19 protein-coding genes are annotated in these 20,179 nt (G+C 72.1%); 7 read left to right on the forward strand and 12 right to left on the reverse strand.

Annotated features, from left to right (window positions below):
• Positions 1-19 precede the first annotated feature (19 nt).
• The 4 genes from MUY14_RS46890 (at position 20) to MUY14_RS15530 (ending at position 4,228) form a co-directional block, all read left to right on the forward strand.
• Positions 20-154, forward strand: a complete 135-nt coding sequence (locus MUY14_RS46890; RefSeq protein ID WP_255482016.1) for a hypothetical protein — start codon at positions 20-22, stop codon at positions 152-154.
• Between the two features lie 73 nt (positions 155-227).
• Positions 228-2,534, forward strand: coding sequence for a YcaO-like family protein (locus MUY14_RS15520; RefSeq protein ID WP_247023713.1), 2,307 nt, complete (start codon positions 228-230; stop codon positions 2,532-2,534).
• A 10-nt stretch (positions 2,535-2,544) separates the two neighbouring features.
• Positions 2,545-3,765, forward strand: coding sequence for an MFS transporter (locus MUY14_RS15525; protein ID WP_247023714.1), 1,221 nt, complete (start codon positions 2,545-2,547; stop codon positions 3,763-3,765).
• Positions 3,758-4,228, forward strand: coding sequence for a GNAT family N-acetyltransferase (locus tag MUY14_RS15530; RefSeq protein ID WP_247023715.1), 471 nt, complete (start codon positions 3,758-3,760; stop codon positions 4,226-4,228). Before MUY14_RS15525 ends, MUY14_RS15530 begins: the two co-directional genes overlap by 8 nt.
• On the opposite strand, the gene MUY14_RS15535 is transcribed toward MUY14_RS15530, so the two are convergent.
• Positions 4,188-5,411, reverse strand: coding sequence for an MFS transporter (locus MUY14_RS15535; protein WP_247023716.1), 1,224 nt, complete (start codon positions 5,409-5,411; stop codon positions 4,188-4,190). The two genes, MUY14_RS15530 and MUY14_RS15535, sit on opposite strands and share 41 nt — an antisense overlap.
• A 75-nt stretch (positions 5,412-5,486) precedes the next feature.
• On the opposite strand from MUY14_RS15535, the gene MUY14_RS15540 reads away from it, so the two are divergent.
• Positions 5,487-6,017 carry a transcriptional regulator gene (locus MUY14_RS15540; RefSeq protein ID WP_247023717.1) on the forward strand — a complete coding sequence of 177 codons (531 nt, stop codon included), beginning with the start codon at positions 5,487-5,489 and terminating at the stop codon, positions 6,015-6,017.
• Between the two features lie 50 nt (positions 6,018-6,067).
• Here the strand turns inward: MUY14_RS15540 and MUY14_RS15545 are convergent, their stop codons facing one another.
• The 6 genes from MUY14_RS15545 to MUY14_RS15570 form a co-directional block, all read right to left on the reverse strand.
• On the reverse strand, positions 6,068-6,826 hold the full coding sequence (locus MUY14_RS15545; RefSeq protein ID WP_247023718.1) for an SH3 domain-containing protein: 759 nt from the start codon (positions 6,824-6,826) through the stop codon (positions 6,068-6,070).
• Between the two features lie 146 nt (positions 6,827-6,972).
• Complete coding sequence (locus tag MUY14_RS15550; protein WP_247023719.1) at positions 6,973-8,412, reverse strand: glycoside hydrolase family 3 protein; 1,440 nt, start codon at positions 8,410-8,412, stop codon at positions 6,973-6,975.
• 3 nt (positions 8,413-8,415) lie between these two features.
• On the reverse strand, positions 8,416-9,246 hold the full coding sequence (locus MUY14_RS15555) for a carbohydrate ABC transporter permease (RefSeq protein ID WP_247023720.1): 831 nt from the start codon (positions 9,244-9,246) through the stop codon (positions 8,416-8,418).
• Positions 9,243-10,229, reverse strand: coding sequence for a carbohydrate ABC transporter permease (locus tag MUY14_RS15560; protein WP_086858551.1), 987 nt, complete (start codon positions 10,227-10,229; stop codon positions 9,243-9,245). Before MUY14_RS15560 ends, MUY14_RS15555 begins: the two co-directional genes overlap by 4 nt.
• A complete protein-coding gene (locus MUY14_RS15565) occupies positions 10,226-11,530 on the reverse strand; it encodes a sugar ABC transporter substrate-binding protein (RefSeq protein WP_247023721.1) in 1,305 nt (434 codons plus the stop codon). The genes MUY14_RS15560 and MUY14_RS15565 overlap by 4 nt, the downstream gene beginning before the upstream one ends.
• An 832-nt stretch (positions 11,531-12,362) precedes the next feature.
• The gene (locus tag MUY14_RS15570; RefSeq protein WP_247023722.1) at positions 12,363-12,698 is read right to left on the reverse strand and encodes a hypothetical protein; all 336 of its coding nucleotides are present in this window, start codon (positions 12,696-12,698) and stop codon (positions 12,363-12,365) included.
• 12 nt (positions 12,699-12,710) lie between these two features.
• On the opposite strand from MUY14_RS15570, the gene MUY14_RS15575 reads away from it, so the two are divergent.
• Positions 12,711-13,001: a hypothetical protein gene (locus tag MUY14_RS15575; protein WP_247023723.1), complete on the forward strand. Its 291-nt coding sequence runs from the start codon at positions 12,711-12,713 to the stop codon at positions 12,999-13,001.
• Here the strand turns inward: MUY14_RS15575 and MUY14_RS15580 are convergent.
• The 3 genes from MUY14_RS15580 to MUY14_RS15590 form a co-directional block, all read right to left on the reverse strand.
• A complete protein-coding gene (locus tag MUY14_RS15580) occupies positions 12,928-13,245 on the reverse strand; it encodes an FHA domain-containing protein (RefSeq protein WP_247025144.1) in 318 nt (105 codons plus the stop codon). The genes MUY14_RS15575 and MUY14_RS15580 overlap by 74 nt on opposite strands.
• A 222-nt stretch (positions 13,246-13,467) precedes the next feature.
• Complete coding sequence (locus tag MUY14_RS15585; RefSeq protein WP_247023724.1) at positions 13,468-15,570, reverse strand: (Fe-S)-binding protein; 2,103 nt, start codon at positions 15,568-15,570, stop codon at positions 13,468-13,470.
• Positions 15,571-15,601: 31 nt separating this feature from the next.
• Positions 15,602-16,021, reverse strand: coding sequence for a hypothetical protein (locus MUY14_RS15590; RefSeq protein WP_247023725.1), 420 nt, complete (start codon positions 16,019-16,021; stop codon positions 15,602-15,604).
• Positions 16,022-16,242: 221 nt separating this feature from the next.
• On the opposite strand from MUY14_RS15590, the gene MUY14_RS15595 reads away from it, so the two are divergent.
• Entirely contained in the window at positions 16,243-16,905 is a 663-nt protein-coding gene (locus MUY14_RS15595; RefSeq protein ID WP_247023726.1) for a nitroreductase family protein, read from the forward strand.
• On the opposite strand, the gene MUY14_RS15600 is transcribed toward MUY14_RS15595, so the two are convergent.
• Positions 16,902-18,992 (reverse strand): EAL domain-containing protein, encoded by a 2,091-nt coding sequence (locus MUY14_RS15600; protein WP_247023727.1) that lies wholly within the window; start codon positions 18,990-18,992, stop codon positions 16,902-16,904. The two genes, MUY14_RS15595 and MUY14_RS15600, sit on opposite strands and share 4 nt — an antisense overlap.
• Before the next feature lie 89 nt (positions 18,993-19,081).
• Positions 19,082-20,173, reverse strand: coding sequence for an alpha/beta hydrolase (locus tag MUY14_RS15605; protein WP_247023728.1), 1,092 nt, complete (start codon positions 20,171-20,173; stop codon positions 19,082-19,084).
• Positions 20,174-20,179: the final 6 nt, after the last annotated feature.

Below are 20,179 nucleotides of genomic sequence, written 5' to 3' on the forward strand. Positions count from 1 at the left end.
TCACCCCGCAGGAGGAACCATGATCTCGAGCTTCGAGCGTCCCTCGGCCGTCGTCGTCCACAACCGCGCGGTCGTGCACAACCGGGCCGTCGTCCACAACCGCGCCGTGGTCCACAACCGCGCCGTCGTGCACAACCGCGCGTCCGCCAAGTAGTCCCGGCCCAGCCGTAGACGTGCCGCGGCCCTTCCCCGGGCCGCGGCACGGCCCCGCCGACGAGGGGATCGCCATGCCTTCCGACGACATCCGCCTGCAGCTGACCGGCGTCGAGCTCCACGACCTGGAGCCGGAGCTGTGCCTGCTCAGCACCCCGAACGGCGGCCAGTACTCGATCACCGCGCCGGTGGGCGAGTTCCGCGCGTGGCTGAGCCGCTGCGACGGCACCCGGACGCGCGCCGAGCTGCTCGCGGGGATGAGCCCGGACCACGCGGAGGTGCTCGACGTCCTCGAAGCGGACGGCTGCCTGCACCCGGCCACCGGCGACGACGGCGCCCGGCGCCTCGCCGCGACGACGGTGCTGGTCACCGGGGCGGCCGAGCTGACGGGACCGCTGGCGGAGGTTCTCGGAGCGACCGGTTACGGGTCGGTGCGGCCGCTGGCCGAAGCGGCGCTCCTGGTGAACCCGGCGGAGGTCCTCCGCACGGCCGGCGATGGTCCGGCGCGGTCCGCGGACCCCGCGGACCCGGCGGAGATCCTCGGCTCGGCCGCCTACAACGCGGTTCCACCGCTCGTCGAAGCCGCGTTCCCCCTGGCCCCGGCCGACACCGTCCTCGTCGCCGCCTACACCCACCCCGCCTACCGGGAGCTCAGCGCACTCGACGCGTTCTGCACCGAGCACGGCGTGCGGTTCTTCCCCTTCCGCTGCGAACGCGGCCAGGGCATCGCCGGTCCCGCGGTCGAACCGGGCTTCGGCCCCGACTTCGCCGACGTGCTCGCGCGGCGCCGCTCGGCCGCCCTCGACGCCCGGGTCCCCGACGCCTTCGCCGCCGCCGAGGCCCCGCCCGGGCCGCGGTTCCGGCGAACCGACGCCCGCTGGCTGGTCAGCGCCCTCGCCGTCCAGCTCGAACGGTGGATCGCCGGCGAGCCCGCCGAGACGACGACCGGCGAGCTCGAGCTCGACCCCGTCCGGCTGACCGCGCTCCCCCGGCCCGTTCTCCCCGTGCCCGACCGGCCCCGGCCGGTCCGGGACCAGGGCCTGCGGCCGGACCTGCTCGTCGACGACCGGACCGGGATCGTGACCGCGGTGCACGAACTGCCCGCCGCGCCGGGGATGCCCGCCCGGCTCAAGGTGTGCGCGGTGGACGTCGCGGACATGCGGCGGGTCGTCGACTGGCCCAACGACCGCCAGGCGTTCGGGACGTCGTGGCACGACTTCGAGCCGGCCCGCGAGTCCGCGATCGGCGAGGCCGTCGAACGCTACTGCGGCAGCTGGCTGCCCCCGGAACGCGAACTCCGCCACGGCAGCTACGACCAGCTGCGCCGCGCCGGCGTCCCGGCGCTGGACCCGCGCCGGCTCAACCTCTACTCGGCCCGGCAGCACCGCACCCCCGGCTTCCCGTTCGCGCCGCTGACCACCGACGCGGAATGCGCCTGGGTGGAAGCCTTTTCGCACACGACGAAGGAGCCCGTATGGGTACCCGCGTGCCTCGTCTCGCAGGCACCCGAACCCGGTGGGGCGCGCTTCACCGACCCGCTGATCGCCGGGCTGGCCGGTGGCACGAGCGCCGAGCACGCCGTCACCTCCGGCCTCGAGGAGGTTCTCGAACGGGACACCACGATGGTGTGGTGGGCCAACGCACCGCGGCTGCGCGCCCTGCCGGTGCCGCCCGAGGTGCGCGCGCTCGTCGCCGACACCACCGAAACCTACGAAGTCACGCTGATCCCGCTGGACAACGAGTTCGCCGTCCCGGTCGTCGCGGCGGCGGTGTTCGACCGGGCGCGCCGCTGGCTGTCGATCGGGTTCGCCACGCGCCCCGACGCCCTGGAAGCGGCCAAGAAGGCGCTCGCCGAAGGGTTCACGCTGCAGCACACCTGCCTCGCGCTCGACGACGAGCGCGAGCTGGCCGCGATGCGCGACGACCTGCCGCACCTGGGCAACCTGAAGCCGTACCGGGCCGACCGGCGCTACCTCGACTCCTACCGCGCGGACTTCGGCGACGTCGTGGACCTGCTGTGCCAGCAACAGGTCTACCTCGACCCGCGGGCGGCGGCCCACGTCGCACCGTGGGTCCGCGACCTGCCGGAGCGGAGCTGGGAAGGCCTGCCCGCGCTCGGCGAACGGACGCTCAAGACCTACCAGGACCGCGTCGAGGCACGCGGGTTCGAGGTGCTCAGCGTGGACCTCACCACCCGTGACGTCGCCGCGGCCGGGTTCCACGCCGCGCACACGCTGGTGCCGGGGCTGGTGGCCAACTTCCCGGCCGGGCTGCCGTACTGGGGCGACGGCCGCGTGCGCCGCGCGGCGGTCGACCTCGGCTGGCGCGCGCACCCCCTGCCCGAAGCGCGGCTGAACACCTTCCCGCTCCCCCACGCCTGAGGACGCACCGATGGCCGTCACCGCACTGCTCGGGCTGCCCCGCACCCGGGGCCGCCTCCCGCTGGTCGCCGCCCAGGGCGTGGACGCGCTCGGCACCGGCCTGTTCCTGCCGTTCGCCGTCGTCTACTTCCACGCCGCCAAGGGACTTCCGCTGACGGCCGTCGGCGCGGCGCTCTCGCTCGCCGCGTTGCTCGCCCTGCCGGCCGGGCTCTGCGCGGGCCCGCTGGTGGACCGTTTCGGCCCGCGGCGGGTGGTCGTCGCGGCCAACCTGCTGCGGGTGCTCACCTTCACCGGGTACGTCTTCGCCGGGTCGCCGCCGGTCCTGGTGGTGCTGGCGGCGCTGACGTTCTGGGGCGAAGGCCTGTTCTGGCCCGCGTCCGGTGCGCTGGTGGCGCAGGTGGCCGACGACGGGCAGCGCGCCCGCTGGTACGCGATGGAGCGCACGCTGCGCAACGTCGGGATCGGCCTCGGCGGGCTTGCCGGCAGCGTGCTCGTCGTGGTGGGCGGCTACGCGGCGATCGTCGTGCTCAACGCCGTGAGCTTCCTCGTCGCCGCCGTGCTCGTGGCGACCTGGCGGGGCCGGGCGGGCGAAGCCCCGGCGCGGACCACCGCGCCGCGCGGGGGTTACCGGGCCGTGCTCGCCGACCGCGCGTTCCGCCGCGTGCTGGTGACCGTCTTCGTCTTCGCGTTGTGCGACCTGGCTTTGACGGTGCTGCTGAGCGCGTACGTGCTCGACGCGCTGCGGTTGCCGGCGTGGCAGCCCGGTGTGCTGTTCGCCCTCAACACGGTGCTGGTGGTGCTCGCGCAGACGGTCGTGGCCGGGCGGGTGGAGCGGTTCCGCCGGGGGCGGACGCTGCAGGTCGCGGCCGTGGTGTGGGCCGGGGCGTTCCTGCTCTACGCGGCCGTGCCGCTGGTGACGGCGCTGCCCGCGTTCGCCGTGCTGACGCTGGCCACCGCGGTTTTCACGGTGGCCGAGCTGCTGCAGGCGCCGACCAGCAGCGCGTTGACCGTGGCGCTCGCGCCCGCCCACCTGCGCGGGCGCTACCTCGGGCTCGAGGAAGTGCTCTGGGGTGCGGCGCGGGTGCTGGCCCCGGTGACCTTCACGGCGTTGCTGGCGGGTGGCCCGCAGCTGCCGTGGCTCGTGCTCGCCGGGTGCTGCCTGCTGGCGGTGGCCGTCCTGACCGGGCTGAAGGCGGTCCCGGAGCCGGTGCGGGAGACGGCGAATGCCTGACTGGACCGCGGTCACCGGCCTCTACCACCAGGTCTACCGCGAACCTCCCTATGGGGAAAGCGAAGCGGACGTGGCCCGGTTCCGCGAAACGCTGGCGCAGCACGCGGAGTTGCCCGGGTTCGCGCTGACGGCCGTCCACAGTGGAGACGTGTTGGACGGGTTCGCCTACGGCGTCGGCCGCGAGGCGGGCTGGTGGCCGTCCCCGGCGGCGGCCGCCCCGCCGCCGTGGCTCGCCGGGCGTCCGCTGTTCTACGTGTACGAGCTCGCCGTCCGGCCGGGGCGGCGCGGGCGGGGCCACGGCCGGGACCTGCTCGACCGGCTGCTGCGCGACCGGGCCGAGCCGTGCGCGCTCCTCGCCGCGGCGACGGCGGCCCCGGCGCACGCGCTGTACCGGCGGTGGGGCTGGGAGGCGGTCGGCGTGTTCAGGCCGGGTGTCTCGGAACTGCTGGCTCGGCGGCTCTGAGAGCGTCCTCGGTCACCACGAAAAGCCCGCCCACCACCGAAAACGCCAGCACGGTCATCACGACGAACACCACGTGCAGCCCGAAGGCCTGCGCGAGCGCGCCGCCGGCCAGCGCGCCGAGCGACTTCGTGCCCCACGCGACCAGCCGGTGGCTGCTGGTGAGGCGGCCGAGCAGCCGGTCCGGCGTGATCCGCTGGCGCAGCGACACCATGACCACGTTCGACACCAGGATGCCCGCGCCGCCGGCGAAGAAGGCCGCACCGACGACGTACGGGTCGGCGGTCACGGCGAGCACGCCGACCGTCAGGCCGCCGGCGAGCCACGACACCCGGAGCGCGCGGACGCGGCCGAGCCGGCGTTCCACCGTCTCGGCGAGCAGCGACCCGGCCAGGCCGCCCGCGGCGGTCGTCGCCGTCAGCAGGCCGAAGGCCGGTCCGGACAGGCCCATCGCCGAGCCGGGGCCGACCGCGTAGAGGACCAGGACCGCGAACGTGGCTCCGGTGGCGAAGTTGAACGTGCCGACCATGAGGGAGAAGGTCCGCAGAACCTTGTGGCGGGCGAGGAACCGCAGGCCCTCGGCGATGTCCGCGCGCAGGGTGGCGGGTCGGTCGCCGCGCGGGATCCGGTACGAGCCCCGCACGAACAGCAGCGCGGCGACCGCCACCGCCCACAGCACCACCGGCGTGACGAACGCGGCCAGCACCCCGGCGGTGACCAGGACCCCGGCCAGCGGCGGCCCGGCGAACTCGTTGGCGGTCTGTTCGACCGCGTAGACCCGGCCGTTGGCGCGGGCGAGGTCGGCCCGCCCGACGACCTGCGGGACGATCGACTGCGCGGCGGTGTCGTAGAGCGTCTCGGCGGTGCCGGCACCCAGCGCGACGACGTAGAGCGCCCAGATCGAGCCCCCGCCGTAAGCGGTCAGCACCGCGACGACGGCGACGAGCGCCCCGCGCAGGACGTTGGCGCCGAGCATCGCGCGGCGGCGGTCGAGCCGGTCGACGAGCGCGCCGGCGGGCAGCGCGAAGAGCAGCCACGGGACGCTGAAGGCGAACGCGAGCCCCGCGACCAGCGCCGGCTCGCGCGTGTACCCGACGGCGACCAGCGGCAGGGCGACCTTGAGGACGCCGTCGGCGAGGCTCGACAGGCCCGCGGCCGTCCACAGCCGCCAGAAGGTCCGGTGCATGAATGGAGGATCGCACATCGATGGACTTTTCTCCATCGATCCGAGCTTTCCCCATCGATCGACTACGCTGCGTCCATGAACGAACCACGCCGCCGCCGTCCGGCGACGCCGGAGGAAGCCAAGGCCCTCGGCCACCCGCTCCGGTTGCGCATCATGCGGCTGTGCCTGGTCGACGAGCTGACGAACAAGCAACTGGCCGACCGCCTCGACCGTGACCCGGGCACGGTCCTGCACCACGTCCGCCAGCTGGTTTCAGCCGGCCTGCTGCACCCGGCGCCGGTCCGGACGGGGCCGAGCGGAGCGCTGGAGAAGCCCTACCGCGCGGACAACGAGACCTGGTGGCTCGACGGTCCCCTGGCCACCGCCGACGCGGAGACGCGGTTCGCGCCGATCGAGATCTTCCAGGAGGAGCTGCACGCGGCGGGCCCGGATTCGGTGGCGGTGCACGAGAAGTTCCTGCTGCACCTGTCACCGGACGAGGTGGAAGAGCTGGACCGCCGGATCCTGGCGGTGCTGGACGAGTACGTGGCGACCGACCACGAGCGCCCGGACCGGCCGGCGATCGGCGGGATCTTCGTGCTGCACCACCTGAAGCCCGGAACCTGAACCGCCCCCTGCCCGGGGGAGGTGGGCAGGGGGCGGTCCGGTTGGTCAGGTCAGTGGTTCACCTTGAACCACGGCTGCGACCAGCCGAGGTAGGTCTGGCCCCACTTGCTCTTGATCTGGGCGATCGTCGTCTCGGTGTAGCTGCCGTAGCCGTTGATGTCGTTCGACAGGAACTTGCCGCCGCCGATGGAGATCATCGTGTGGCCCGCGCCGCTGCTCTTGAAGAACGCGAGGCCGCCCGCCGGGACCTGGGTGTCGCCCGGGTGCTTGAACGAGGCCGGGATCTGGGTCCAGTGGATGTAGGCCGTCTCCGAGCCCGACGCGGTCCAGCCGTAGTTCTGCGCGTTGATCCGGTCGCACCAGCCCTCGTAGGAGTCGAGGTCGTTCGTGTGCACGCGGGTCTTGGCGTAGGCCACCGCCTGCGCGCAGGTCTTCGGGTTCCCGGTGCCCGCGGTGGTGCAGGACAGCGTCGAGCCCGCGCAGTCCGGGGCCACCCGGCCGTCCGAGCCGGTGTAGACGTAGGCGTCGCTGATGTAGCCGTCGCCGACCTTGTCCCAGATGTCCGACGTGCCATACTTGCCGTCGACGGTCGATCCGTTGGTCTGGCAGGAGATGGTGACGGCGGTGCCGTCCGCGATCGTGCCGACCGCGCTGCCGCCGGTGCTCGGCGTGGACCGCACGGTCAGCGCGATCCCCGAGTCCGTGTGCACCGTGCCTGTCGCCGCCAGGGCCGGGGTGGCGCCGGCCAGTGCGATCGCCGCGGCGATGCCGGCCACGCCGGCCACCCGCTTCCCGATCCGAATTCTCATTTGTCCGTCCCTCCGGGATTCGTTGTGGGGACAGCGTGGCGGCCGCCGGTACAAGGGCCGTACAAACGCACGCACCGGCCTCTGGAGATGCGGCAAACAGGACGAAGCCCCGCCGGAGGGGTGCCCGGCGGGGCTTCGACGCGAACTCAGGCCAGGTACTCGGCCGCCGCCCGCAGGCTCACGTAGGAGCCGCTGAACGTGTCGATCCGCGGGCCGCCGTCGCCGGCCGGTCCCGGTGCCCCGGTCTCGACGCGGATGTAGTCCACAGTGGACAACGCGGCCAGCAGCTCCCGCACGCGCGGGTGCCGGTGTGCCTCCCGCGTGACCACGACAACGCTGCGGAACCCCCGCGCCGCTTCGAGAACCGCGTCGGCGTCGTCCGGGGTCGCGGCCAGTACCCGCGTTCCCGGCACCAGCTCGGCCAGGTGCGCACCGAGTCCCCACGGCATCGGACCGGCCGCGATGGTCGGCTCGGTCTGGACGTCGACCACCAGCGGCGGTCCGGCCAGCCGCACGTCGCCCCGCACGCGCAACGCCTTGCGCGCCGCTTCCAGCCCCAGCCGCCGGTCGACCGGGCCGACCGTCGCCGGCGCGGGGTCGGTGCCGAGCGCCGCCGTCCGCGAAGCCGCTTCGGAAAGCCGCTCCAGGGGCAGCTCCCCCGCCGCCACCGCGGCCACGATCGCCGCGACGCAGGCGTCCAGGTGCTCGGCCTCGAACGCCGCGCCGCCGAGGCAGAGCGCGTCCGCGCCCGCGGCCAGCGCCCGCACGGCCGAGCGGCCGAGGCCGTCGTGCTTGCCGTACGCGCCCGAGACCGCGCCCATCTCCAGCGCGTCGGTGATGACCGCGCCGGTGAAGCCGAGCTCGCCGCGCAGGACGTCGGTGAGCGCCGTCCGGTTGAGCGTGGCCGGCTCGTCGCCCCAGGCCCGCACGACCAGGTGGCCCGACATCACCGAGCGCACCCCGGCCCGGATCGCCGCGGCGAACGGGACCAGCTCGATCTCGCGCAGCTCTTCGACGGTCCGCGGCAGCACCGGCAGGGCCACGTGCGAGTCCTCGGTCGCCGCGCCGTGGCCCGGGAAGTGCTTGGCGCACGCCGCCACGCCGTACTTCTGCAGCCCGGTCACATACGCCGCGACGTGCGGCGACGCCTTCGCCGGGTCGGACCCGAACGCCCGGACGCCGATGATCGGGTCTTCGGCCGCCAGCGTCAGGTCCGCGCACGGCGCCAGGTCGAGCGTGACACCGCAGGCCGCGAGCCGTTCGCCGAGCGCGGCGGCGACCGCCGTGGTCAGCTCCGGGTCGTCGGCCGCGCCGAGGGCCAGCGGCCCCGGCACGAACGACCCGGTGTTCACGTCGAGGCGGGTGACGTCGCCGCCCTCCTCGTCGATCCCGACCACCACGCCGTCGCGCTCGCCCCGCAGCTGCGCGGTGAGCGCGGCGACCTGCTCGTCGTCGACGACGTTGCGCCCGAACAGGACCACCCCGCCCAGCCCGCCGGCCACGCGGCGCCGGAGCCAGTCCGGCGCGGTCGTCCCGGCGAACCCGGGCAGGAGGACTGCTTCGGCGAGCTTCTCCGGTGTGGACAACGGCTACCCCTTCACGGCACCGGCGGTCGCGCCGGACACGAGCTTGCGCTGCACGAGCAGGAAGAAGATCAGCGCCGGGATGGCGTAGATGACCGACGCGGCCATCACCCCGCCCCAGTCGGTGGCGAACGCCGTGCGGAAGGACGCCAGCCACACCGGCAGCGTCTCCTTCGGCTTGTCCTGGATGAAGACCAGCGCGAACAGGTACTCGTTCCACGCGGTGATGAAGCTGAACACCGACGTGGTGACCAGTCCCGGCCCGAGCAGCGGCAGCGTGACGCGGCGGAAGGCGCCGGTCTGGCTGCAGCCGTCGATCATCGCGGCCTCTTCCAGCTCGTACGGGATCCCGTTGACGAAGCCGTAGAGCATCCACACCGTGAACGGCAGCGTGGTGGCGAAGTAGATCAGCAGCAGCGACGGCAGCGTGTTGAGCAGCCCGGCGTCCCGCATCAGCAGGAACAGCGGGATGAACAGGGCCGACACCGGCGCCAGCTGCGCCACCATGACCAGCACCAGGAAGCCCTTGCGGCCGGTGAAGCGCAGCCGCGAGAGCGGGATCGCCGCGAGCGTCCCGGCGATCAGCGCGCACAGTACCGAGCCGACGGTGACGATCAGGCTGTTCAGCAGGTACGTCGGGAAGTTGTCCTTGCCGAGCGCGGTGGCGAAGTTGCCGAACGAGAACGACGTCGGGATGAGGTCGTACTTCGGCGAGAGGATCTCGCCGGGCGTGCGCAGCGACGTGACGAACATCCAGTACGTCGGGAACACGATCGCCAGCGCGACCAGCACGCCGACCACCGAGAGCACGATCCGCTGCGACAGCGACTTCTTCACGACAGATCACCTTCCCGGGTCCGGGTGAGCAGCTGGATGTACCGGCCCGTGATGAGCGCGAGCACGATCAGCATCAGGGTCGCGATCGCGCCCGCCGCGCCGAAGTGGTTGCCCGCGATGCCCTTGAGGTACAGCACGACGGCCAGCGTGGTGCTCCCGCCGTCCGGGCCGCCCTCGCGGATCGCCCAGATCTGGGCGAAGGCGTTGAAGTCCCACAGCACCGACAGGAAGGTCACCATGGTGGTGATCGGCCGGATCGCGGGCCAGGTGACCGCGCGGAACGTCTGCCACGCGCTGGCACCGTCGATGCCGGCGGCCTCGTACTGCTCGCGCGAGACGCCGATGATGCCCGCGTACAGCGAGAACGTCACGAACGGCACGGCCTGCCACACGATGAGCAGCCCGATCACGGCGAGCGTGCTGGGGCCGCTGGAGAACCACGAGAAGCCGATGAAGCCGTGGAAGCCCAGCCGGTCGAGGGTCTTGTTGAGGATGCCGTACTGCTGGTCGAAGATCCACTGGAACACGGTGGTCGTCGCGATCACCGGGGTGGCCCAGGCCAGCACCAGCGTCACCTGGACCATGATCCGCACGACCGGGCCGAGGTGGCGCATGAGCACCGCCAGCAGCAGGCCGCCGAGGATGGTGGCGGCGACGATGGCGGCGGTGAAGACCAGGGTCCGGAAGGTGACCGTCCAGAACTCCGGGTCCGAAAGCGTGTTCGTGTAGTTGTCGAACCCGATCCAGACCGTCTTGCCGGAGACGAGCTGGCCGATGTCGAGCTTGCGGAAGCTGATCGCGAGCACCTGGACCAGCGGCCAGGCGAGCAGCACCAGGATGGCCGCCAGGGCGGGGAGGAGCAGCAGGTACGGGAGGACCCGGTCGCCGAACCGGCCCCGCTTGCGCCGCTTGACCCCCGCGTCGCGCGGCGATGCCGGCGGGGTCGCCCCCGCCGGCATCGTCACATTCGCGGTCGCTGTCATCCGCCGATGAGCTTGTTCAGCGCTGCGTTGGCGTCGGCGGTCGCCTGGTCGAGCGTCTTCTTGCCGGTCAGGTACGCGGTCAGCATGTCCTTGACCGGGTTCTGGCCGGACTCCACGTCACCCCACTTCGGGCTGGCCGGCACGGCCTTGCCGTTCGTGGAGGCCTTCGCCATCACGCTGCCCAGCGGGTCCTTGTCCAGGCCCGTGAGGTCGGTCGACGTGCCCGGCACGACGCCGGCGGCGGCGAGCTGGCCCTGGTACTTCGCGCTGGAGAGCAGCTTGATGTACTCCTTGGCCGCGGCCACGTTCTTGCTGTTGGCCGGGATGGCCAGGTTCGAGCCGCCCAGGAAGACCGGGGCGCTCTGGCCGGCGGTCTTGCTCGGGATCGCGAAGGCACCCGTCTTGGCGGTCAGGCTCGCGTCGGTCTTCGCGGCCGTCGCCAGCTCCCACGGGAGGCCGATCATCATGGCCACCTTGCCGGCGCCGTAGACGGTGGCCTGCTGCGGCTTGGCCTCGTCCGCGTCCTTCGGCGCCTTGGTGCCGGAGGTGTCGACGAGCTTCTTGTAGAACTCGAGGCCCGCCTTCGCACCGGCGCTGTCCAGCGTCGCCTTGAAGTTCTTGCCGTCGGCCTGCGCGATGTCACCGCCGTTGTCCCAGATGAAGGACAGCAGCGAATACCAGTTCTGCCCCGGCATGTACAGCGCCTGGAAGTCGGGGTCCGAGCCGAACTTCGTCTTCAGCTTGGTGATCGCGTCGACCCACTCGTCGTTCGACGTCGGCGGCTTGGTGATGCCGGCCTGCTCGAACATGTCCTTGCGGTAGATGACCTCGCGGTTCGCCGCGTAGAACGGCACGCCGTAGGTCTTGCCGTCGTAGGTGCCCGAGTCGGCGAGGCCCTTCAGCCACTGCGCGCCGTTGAAGCTGTCCTTGTCCCCGGACAGGTCGGTCAGCACGCCTTCCTGCGCGGCGAACGCCGCGGTCTGCGTGTTGCCGATCTCGATCACGTCCGGCGGGGTGCCGCCGGCCAGGGCGGTGGTCAGCTTCTGCTGGATGCCGTCCCACTGCTGGACTTCGTACTTGACCTTGACCCCGGGGTGCGCGGCCTCGAACTCCTTGTTCAGCGCGTCGGTCAGCGTGGCGGGCGCGGAGCCCGTCATCAGCCAGACCGTGACGTCGCCGGTGATCTGCGCGGGAGCACCGCTCGACGACGCGGCGGTGTCCGATCCGCTGGAGCCCGCGCACCCTGCGGTGGCGAGCGTGAGTGCGGCGGCGCCCGCCGCCAGCTTGAGCCAGCGTTTCACTCGATGCCGTCCTTTCGATACCCGGCCGCCACGGCCAGGCTCCCCAAATGGTGTAGACCAATGTTGGGGTTAGAGTGGTACGTACCACAGGCCCTGTCAAGGCGGTTGCCGGAACGTTGTAAACCCACCGGGCACTCTGACTCGGAGTAGTCGCCCGGTCACCCGGTCGCCGCTTCCGGTGGGGGAAGTCGTCCGGATAGGAAGGTGTCCGGGCCGTTTTTCACCGCGAGGGAGCCGGAATCTCGCAGCCGGCGGTTCGAGGGCACGACGAAAGCCGCTCCGGGCAAGAACTCCCGGGGCGGTGGTTGCGGCGAAGCCGGCGTTTTCGCCGGTGGCGCCGCATGTCAGGCGGCGCGGGCCGCCTCCCCTTCGAGCGCGTCGGAGGGGTGCAGCATCCGCGCCGATCAGGCTCGGCGCCGGTGACGAGCAGCCCGGCCGGCAGTGCGAGCGGCCGTCTCCGTCGGCGTGGCGTGCACGAGCCCGTCGGCGCGCTCTACGGCCGTCAGGTCGTCGGTCTCTGCCCGGGTCGGGCCGGAGCGTTTCCGCAGGTCGCCGACCAGCCGTGCGCTCCGGCGAGAGTTCGTCGAGGTGCGGCAGGATCGGCTCCACGTTCACTGGCAAACGACCCAAAGCCACGACAGTCTCCACAAATGTACGAACTGGTTAGTTCTTCCTACAGCGATCAGCGCACCGCAGAAGGGCCGGGCTCGCGCGGGGTCCCGGGACGTCATGAACGACTCGTTCATGACGTCGGACGCGGTGAACGACTCGTTCATGACGTCCGAGCGGACCGGGACAGCGAGGAGACCGCGACTCCGTCCACTGTGGACGACTAGAACGGCACGCCGAGGCCGCCGGCGGCGCGGAGCAGGTCACGGGCGTGGGTCACCGTGGAGCGCGCGGACCCGCCGTGCACGACCTCCCGGTCGACCTCGTCCAGGGCGTCGTGCACGGCGTCTTTCGCCGCCGGTGGCAGGCGGGCCGCGTCGAGTTCGGTGCGGACCAGCTTGGTGACGTGGCGGGCGTCGAGGCCGCGGTGGATCTCCTGGTGTCCACCGTGGACGGTGTTGATGTCGCCGTGGACCGCGTCGGTGATCGTTCCGGCCCGGACTCGCCGTGGAAGTGGATCCCGTCCATCCAGCGCCTCCCGTTCCGGCGCCGCTCGCACGCCGCCCTGGCCATGACCATCCCGATCAGCACCACGACACCACCCAGCCCGAACAGCGCGAAGCCGACCGCGCCGAGCGGAACGCCGTCGAAGACCTCCGGGCCGAGCAGCGGCGGCGGCGAGCCGAACGACCCGGACGAGACCGAGTCGGAGCCCGCTTTGACGAACCGGAAGATCACCGACACCCAGATGCCGAACCCGGCCAGGATCATCAGCAGCCCGAGCACCATCACCACCCGGCCGGCGCCCTTCCCGGTGGCCAGCAGGGTGATCGCTTCGCCTTCGGGCGTGGTGAACTCGTAGTTGTGGTGCTGCCGGTGGTCGTAGCTGGTGTCGACGTCGCGCCCGGCGTTGGTGATCGTCCCGGCCGAGACGTCCCCGAAGGAAACCCCCGCCGGAGGACGACCGCTCCCACGTCCGCGTCTGCCGCGCACCGCCCTCCCCGTCGGAGGTGGTCCTGGCGCGGGGCCAGCCGCCGGCCGTTCACCCAGGTGCCGTTGCGCGAGCCGGCGTCGGCGACCCAGGTGCCGCGCCCGTCGCGGCGGATCCAGGCGTGCGCAGCGACACCTGGTCCGAAGGCAACCGCAGGTCCGCGTCAGGCCCGCGCCCGACCAGCCACGAACCCCGGCGCACCGCCGGCCGCGCCCCGGACCCGCCGAGCGTTTCGATCCTCGCCTCGGCCACCGGCACTCCTCCCGCACGGCTCTCCGCCTTTCGAGGAAGAGCCGTGCGGCGGGTGCGGGGATATCCGGCGGACGGGTGAACCCGGTCAGACCTTCGGTGCCGGGCTGTCCGGGGTCTTCACCCGCTCCAGCAGGAGCTGGGCCACGTCGCGGACGTCGACGTTCTGCGCCTTCTGCTCGCTCTGGCGCTGGACCAGGCCGTCGGTGAGCATCACGCGGCAGAACGGGCAGCCGGTCACGATGGTTTCCGCGTCGGTCGCGATCGCTTCGTCCACGCGCTCGAGGTTGATGCGCTTGCCGATCTGCTCCTCCATCCACATGCGCGCGCCGCCCGCGCCGCAGCAGAGGGCGCGGTCGGCGTGCCGCGGCATCTCCGTGAGCTGGGCGCCCGCCGCGCCGACCAGGTCGCGCGGCGGGGTGTAGACCTTGTTGTGGCGGCCCAGGTAGCAGGGGTCGTGGTAGGTGACGCGCGGGCCGTCCTCGACGCCCTTCACCGGGGTCAGCTGCCCGCCGCGGACGAGGCGGTTGAGCAGCTGCGTGTGGTGCACGACCTCGTAGTGCCCGTACAGCTGCGGGTACTCGCGGCTGAGCGTGTTGAGGCAGTGCGGGCACGTCGTGACGATCTTGCGCAGCCGCGGTTCGCGGCCTTCGAACACGGCGTTGAGCGTCTCGGCCGTCTGCTGGGCCATCATCTGGAACAGGAACTCGTTGCCCGCGCGCCGCGCCGGGTCGCCGGTGCACGACTCCTCGTTGCCGAGCACGACGTAGTTCACGCCGGCGATGTTCAGCAGCTCGGCCGTCGCGCGGACGGTCTTGCGCGCCTGGTCGTCGAACGCGCCCGCGCAGCCGACCCAGAAGACGTACTCGACGTCCTCCCCCAGCTCGCCGTCGAACACCGGGACGTCGAAGGGGAGGTCTTTCGTCCAGGCGAGCCGCTCGGAGTTGTTCTGGCCCCAGGGGTTGCCCTTGGTCTCCAGGTTCTTGAACAGCCCGCCCAGCTCGGTCGGGAACGCCGATTCGATCATCACCTGGTAGCGGCGCATGTCGACGATGTGGTCGACGTGCTCGATGTCCACCGGGCACTGCTCGACGCACGCGCCGCAGGTGGTGCACGACCAGAGGACGTCGGGGTCGATGACGCCGCCGTCGGCCTCCGGGCCGACCAGCGGGCGCGCCTCCTCGTGCTCGGTGCCGGCGAGGATGTAGGGCGCCTCCTCGAAGAGGTTGTCGCGCAGGTTCATGATGACGAGCTTGGGCGACAACGGCTTCCCGGTGTTCCACGCCGGGCACTGCGACTGGCAGCGGCCGCATTCGGTGCACGTGGCGAAGTCGAGCATGCCCTTCCACGTGAAGTCGCCGATCTTGCCGCGGCCGAACGTGTCGTCCTCGCCCGGGTCCTCGAAGTCGATCGCGACGCCGCCGGACTCCATCGGCAGCAGCGGGCCGAGCGCGTCCGGCAGCCGCTTCGCCGAGACGTTGATCGGCGCGACGAAGATGTGCAGGTGCTTGGAGTAGAGCACGATCGACAGGAACACGAGCATGACGCCGATGTGCAGCAGCAGGCCGACGGTCTCGAGCACTTCGGTCGTCGAGTGCCCGAGCGGCTCGAGCAGGTTCCCGACGCCGAGGGAGACGTACGCGCCGTTGTCGTAGGGGAAGTTCCCGGACGCCGAAGAGGCGCCGCGGAAGAAGAACATCGTCCAGACGACGTTGAAGATCATGATCAGGATCAGCCAGGCGCCGCTGGTGTGCGAGCCGTAGAAGCGCGACGCGCGATCCTTGCGCGCGGGGGCGTTCTTGATCCGGATGATCGTGAACACGCCCAGCGAGACGGCCACGGCGACGGCGATGAAGTCCTGGAGGAAGCCCAGCACCGCCCAGTGGCCGATCCACGGGATCGCGAACCGCTCGTCGAACAGGGCGCCGTAGGCCTCCAGGTACACCGAGGCCAGGATCACGAAGCCCCAGAACGTGAAGAAGTGCGCGGCGCCGGGCACCGACCACTTGAGCAGCTTGCGCTGGCCGAACACCTCGCGCACCTGCGCGAGGAGGCGGGCGCCCAGTTCGTTCGACCGCTTCGCGTCGGGCTGGCCCGCCTTGATCAGCTGGTACAGGAAAGCCACTCGCTTGCCGGCGACGGCGAGGCCGACGACGGTCATGAGCAGACCGAGGATGAGACGAACGAGCACGAGTCCTCCGCGTCGTGATGGAAGGACCGGCTCAGTGCGAGCCGGTGTAGTACCGGCACGCCTTGCACGCGTACCGCATCTTCGCGACCCGCCAGTGTTTCCGGTACAAGTCGAGGTCGGCCGAGCGGCGGACGCCGAGGCGCTGGTAGCGCCCGGGCCGCCGCCGTCCGGTTTCGTACTGCTCGGTCGCGCGGCCGAGGTGGGCGCGCCGCAGCACGCACCCCCGCGTCCGGCAGCGGCCGAGCGCGCCGCGGCAGAAGCGGTGCAGCAGCACGAGGTCGCCGGTCACTTCTTCGACCACGCCGTAGCCGGGGTGGTCGCCCGGTCCGGTGAGCCGCACCGGCAGCCCGCAGTACGCGCATGTGAGCGTGCACGGAAGGCAACCGGAGAGGTGCCGGATCCGCAGTTCGCGCCGGTCTTCGGAGCCAGGTCCTCGGACGCGCGACGCCATAGAGCCTCCCGGAACGACTGTGACCGGCACCACTGCCTGCTACTGGAGGGTAATGAGGAGATCACTTCGCGCGACAGGACCGAACAGCCTAGTTACCCTGGGCTGTCCGGCGTAAAAATCGAGGAAAGGCAGACCTTACTGTCCGTAGAACGGACGCTTCACACCGCGGATCGTACGTTTGGCCCTGCTGCGGCGAGCGTGTCGCCCGCCACAATCCGGGCATGACCTACCACCCGGTCCCCTACCGGCCCGCCCGGTTGCCCGACGACGAAGCCCTCGCCCAGGCCGCCGCGCTGCGGCAGCGGATGGAGGCCCGGCGCTCGGTCCGGATGTTCTCCGCCGACCCGGTCCCCGAGCGCGCGGTGCTGGACGCGATCGCGGTGGCGTCCACGGCGCCGAGCGGGGCGCACCAGCAGCCGTGGACGTTCGTCCTCGTCACCGACCCCGACGTCCGCCGCCGCCTCCGCGAAGCCGCGGAAGAGGAGGAGCGGATCTCCTACGACGGCCGCCTCGGCGAGGCGTGGCTCGACGCGCTGCGGCCGCTCGGCACGGACGCGGTGAAGCCGCACCTGACCGACGCGCCGTACCTGATCGTCGTGTTCCAGCAACGCTTCGCCCTCGACGACGACGGCGGCGTCCGCAAGCACTACTACGTCGACGAGTCGGTGGGCATCGCGGTCGGCATGCTGCTGACGGCGCTGCAGGTGGCCGGCCTGGCGGCGCTGACGCACACGCCGTCCCCGATGCGCTTCCTCGGCGAGCTGCTCGGCCGCCCCCGCAACGAGAAGGCGTTCGCGGTGATCCCGGTCGGCTACCCGGCCGACGATTGCGTGGTCCCGGACCTGCGGCGCAAGCCCCTGGACGAGGTGCTGGTGCGGATCTAGAGGCCGGTCGGCCCGGTGAACGCCGGGCCGGACAGCCGGTCCACGCCGCGGTCTCGCCACCACTGGGCCTGGTCGGCGTTCTCCACCCCGGCTACGGCGACCTCCGCGCCGGCCTGGTGGACCGCCTCGATCAAGGCCGTCAGCGAAGGCTCGACCAGCGGGTGCGTACGGCGCTCCACCAAGCCCGACGCGAGACGGACCGTCCGGGCCGGGAACTCCGCCAGGCAGGTCGCGTCGCCGACGTCGTGCAGCTCCGCCCGGACGCCGATCTCGGCCAGCACCTTGAGGTTGTCGGCCGCGTCGCCGGAATCCGCCAGCAACGCCGCCGCCGGGAAGCCAGGGCGGATGGCGGCCGGGGCCAGGCCGGTCGATTCCAGGACGCCGCGGATCTCGCCGACCAGTTCGGGGTCGGCCGCTTGCTGCGGCGTCAGCTCGACGGTGAGCGGGAGCTCGCTCCCGGATTCGAGCAGCCGCTCGGCCGCCGTGCGCAGGAGCCACGCGCCCAGCGGGAGGGCCAGCCCGGTCGCCGCCGCCAGGCCCACGCACGTGTCGTGCGCCAGCACGCCTTCGGCCGGGTGGTTCCACCGCAGCCGGGCCTCGACGCCGCGGGCGGAGCCGTCGGCCGCGGACACCAGCGTGCGGTAGCAGACCTCGATCTCGCCGTTCTCCCAGGCGCCCGCCATCCCCGCGGCCACGCCGAAGTCGTGGCGGTCGCGCCGGTCCAGTTCGCGGTCGAACAGGCCCCACTGGCTGCCCGTGCGCTGCACGCGGCGCAGCGTCAGGTCCGACGCGTGCAGCAGTTCCACCGGCGTCACGTCGCGCGGCGGGCGGTGGACCACGCCGATCGCGGCCGCCACCGCCACCCCGCGCTGCCCGTCGACGTACTCCGGCTCCGCGAGGTCGTGGGTGATGCGGCGGACCAGCGTCAGCACGCCCGGCGTCTCCGCCCCGTTCTGCACCAGCACGCCGAACTCGTCGCCGCCGAGCCGGGCGACGAGCGCCTCCTCGCCGTCGAAGATCGTCTTGAGCTTCGCCGCGACCCCGCGCAGCACGCGGTCGCCGAGCTCCTGGCCGAGGCCGCCGTTGATCCGGGAAAAGCCGTCGAGGTCGAGGTGGAACAGCGTGACGCCGCGCGCCGGGTCGGCGTCGCGCAGCAGGGTTTCCAGGCGGGTGCTGAAGAACTGGCGGTTCGGCAGCCCGGTGAGGACGTCGTGCAGGGCTTGGTGGGACAGCCGCCGCTGCAGCAGCGAGACCTCGGTGTCGTCGTCGACGATCGTGAGCAGCTGCCTCGGCTTGCCGAGGGCGTCCCGGATCACCGACGCGGCGAACGTGGCCCACATCGGTTCGCCGTCCTTGCCGACCAGCCGCCGCCCGGTGCGCAGCCGGTGCAGCTTGCCCGCCACCAGCTCGCGGTAGGCGTCCCGCAGCTGCTCGACGTCCTCCGGGTGCACCAGGTCGAACAGGCTCAGCGCGCCGATCTCGGCCGGCGTGCGGTTGAGCGTCTTGGCGAGTGCCGCGTTGGCCCGCAGCACGCGGCCGTCCAGCTCGGTGAGCGCGACGCCGCTGGCCGAGCCGGCGAACACCTCCTCGAACTGCGCGCGCGTGATGACCTGCTTCTGGCGCGTCTCCTGCTCCACCTTCAGCAACGCGCGGCTCAAGCCTTCCTGGCGCTTCTGGATGTCCTCGCGCTGCATCTCGCCGTAGCCGGAGCTGAGCGCGCCGAGCACCAGCACCACCCGTTCGGCGAGCCCGTCGACGCGGTGCAGTTCCGGCTCGCGCAGCAGCGCCCTGCCGAGCACCTCCAGGCTGCGGCGCAGGCTGTCCGTGCCGACGCAGCGCAGTTCGACGAGCCGGCCGCCCGCGGCCGCGGCCGCGGCGAGGTCGGGCGGGTCGGCGGCGACGGCGTCGAACAGCGTCGTGACGAGGAGGCCCAGCTCGCGCTCGATCTCCTCGGGCGTGTGCGGCAGGTACGCCGTGGTGCTGATCAAGTAGCCCCACTTGCGCGCGAGCGTGCCGAGCCGCCGCGCCGCTCGTTCGGCGGACGGCTTCTGCCGCGGGTGATCACCACGGGGTTGGGGAGCAGTCACCTCAGCCTGTCCTGGGTTCGACGGACGCACTCCGGTCGGTGGGCCGATTTATCTTGGCGCGAAAAGGCGTCCGGCGCACGAAACAGCATTCATCCAATCGAGTGATAACCCTGCGGAGCGATCCCCAGGGCGGATTGCAACCACGTACGGGTGGCGTCGCGGTAATCGGCGGCGTTTTCGTGCAACGCAACGGAATGACCCGCGCCCGGCAGGACGTACATCGACAGCTTCGACGGGTCGGCGTAATACGGCGCCTCCTGCGCCCGCAACACATCGGAACGGGTGCAGTCACGCAGCGCGAGCAGGCCGCAGAAAAGAACGTCCTTTTCCCCCACCACCTGCAAAACCGGTGCGGTAATTCCCTTCGTCGCCGGCAGCACGATCCCGAACAGCGCCACCGTGCCCATCCCGGGCACCGAAACCTGGTCCTTGGTCGCCTCGTCCGCCGCGATCACGGCGGGATCGGCGTCGCCACCGGCGTAGAACAGCCCGGCCCGGGCGCCCGGCCTCGTCGTGAAGTACAGCGGATCGCTGCCGAGCTTGCCCAGCTGCCCGTCGAGCAGGGCCGGCTGCAGGCCCAGCGCGGCGCCGAGCGCGAGCACCGGCAGCGCCGGCAGGTGCGTGATGCCGGTCAGGACCACGCCGTCGACGTCGTGGTAGGTCGACGCCTCCACCGCGACCACGCCGGAGCCGACCGAGTGCCCGACGATGACCACCTTCGCGAACGGGACCCCGCCGACGCGCCCGGCGCGCAGGTGGCCGACGACCTCGTGCATCGACTCGGCGGCGGCCCAGACCGACAGCGGCAGGCTCAGCGGGTGGCTGCTGCGGCCCGCGCCGAGCTGGTCCGCGGCGAACGTCGCGTAGCCGTGGGTGGCCATGTCGCGCTGGTAGGAGTAGCGCTGCGGTTCGTAGGGCAGGTCCCAGTACGCGCTGTTGTACGTCCCGCCGTGCACCAGCAGCTGGACGGTGTCGGGCGCCTCGCCGGCGGGCAGGCACAGCCGGCCGTGCACGGTCGCGGGCGCGCCCGGCACCAGCGGCGGCAGCCCCGGTCCGGTGACGGGGAGATCCGTGTCAGTGCACGAGATGGCGGCGGCCTCGGCGGGCATCGCGGCGGTCAGCGAGGCGAGCAGCACCCCGCAGGCGAACAACGCGGACGTCAGCTTGACCGGCAGTCTCACGCCGTA

Origin of the sequence: Amycolatopsis sp. FBCC-B4732 (assembly GCF_023008405.1) — a bacterium.
Taxonomy (GTDB): domain Bacteria; phylum Actinomycetota; class Actinomycetes; order Mycobacteriales; family Pseudonocardiaceae; genus Amycolatopsis; species Amycolatopsis pretoriensis_A.

Bases quoted from the DNA above. Each gene is read 5' to 3' on its own strand.
- MUY14_RS46890 (WP_255482016.1), top strand. From the start codon at position 20: ATGATCTCGAGCTTCGAGCGTCCCTCGGCCGTCGTCGTCCACAACCGC.
- MUY14_RS15520 (WP_247023713.1), top strand. From the start codon at position 228: ATGCCTTCCGACGACATCCGCCTGCAGCTGACCGGCGTCGAGCTCCAC.
- MUY14_RS15525 (WP_247023714.1), top strand. From the start codon at position 2,545: ATGGCCGTCACCGCACTGCTCGGGCTGCCCCGCACCCGGGGCCGCCTC.
- MUY14_RS15530 (WP_247023715.1), top strand. From the start codon at position 3,758: ATGCCTGACTGGACCGCGGTCACCGGCCTCTACCACCAGGTCTACCGC.
- MUY14_RS15535 (WP_247023716.1), bottom strand. From the start codon at position 5,411: ATGCACCGGACCTTCTGGCGGCTGTGGACGGCCGCGGGCCTGTCGAGC.
- MUY14_RS15540 (WP_247023717.1), top strand. From the start codon at position 5,487: ATGAACGAACCACGCCGCCGCCGTCCGGCGACGCCGGAGGAAGCCAAG.
- MUY14_RS15545 (WP_247023718.1), bottom strand. From the start codon at position 6,826: ATGAGAATTCGGATCGGGAAGCGGGTGGCCGGCGTGGCCGGCATCGCC.
- MUY14_RS15560 (WP_086858551.1), bottom strand. From the start codon at position 10,229: ATGACAGCGACCGCGAATGTGACGATGCCGGCGGGGGCGACCCCGCCG.
- MUY14_RS15575 (WP_247023723.1), top strand. From the start codon at position 12,711: ATGACCATCCCGATCAGCACCACGACACCACCCAGCCCGAACAGCGCG.
- MUY14_RS15590 (WP_247023725.1), bottom strand. From the start codon at position 16,021: ATGGCGTCGCGCGTCCGAGGACCTGGCTCCGAAGACCGGCGCGAACTG.
- MUY14_RS15595 (WP_247023726.1), top strand. From the start codon at position 16,243: ATGACCTACCACCCGGTCCCCTACCGGCCCGCCCGGTTGCCCGACGAC.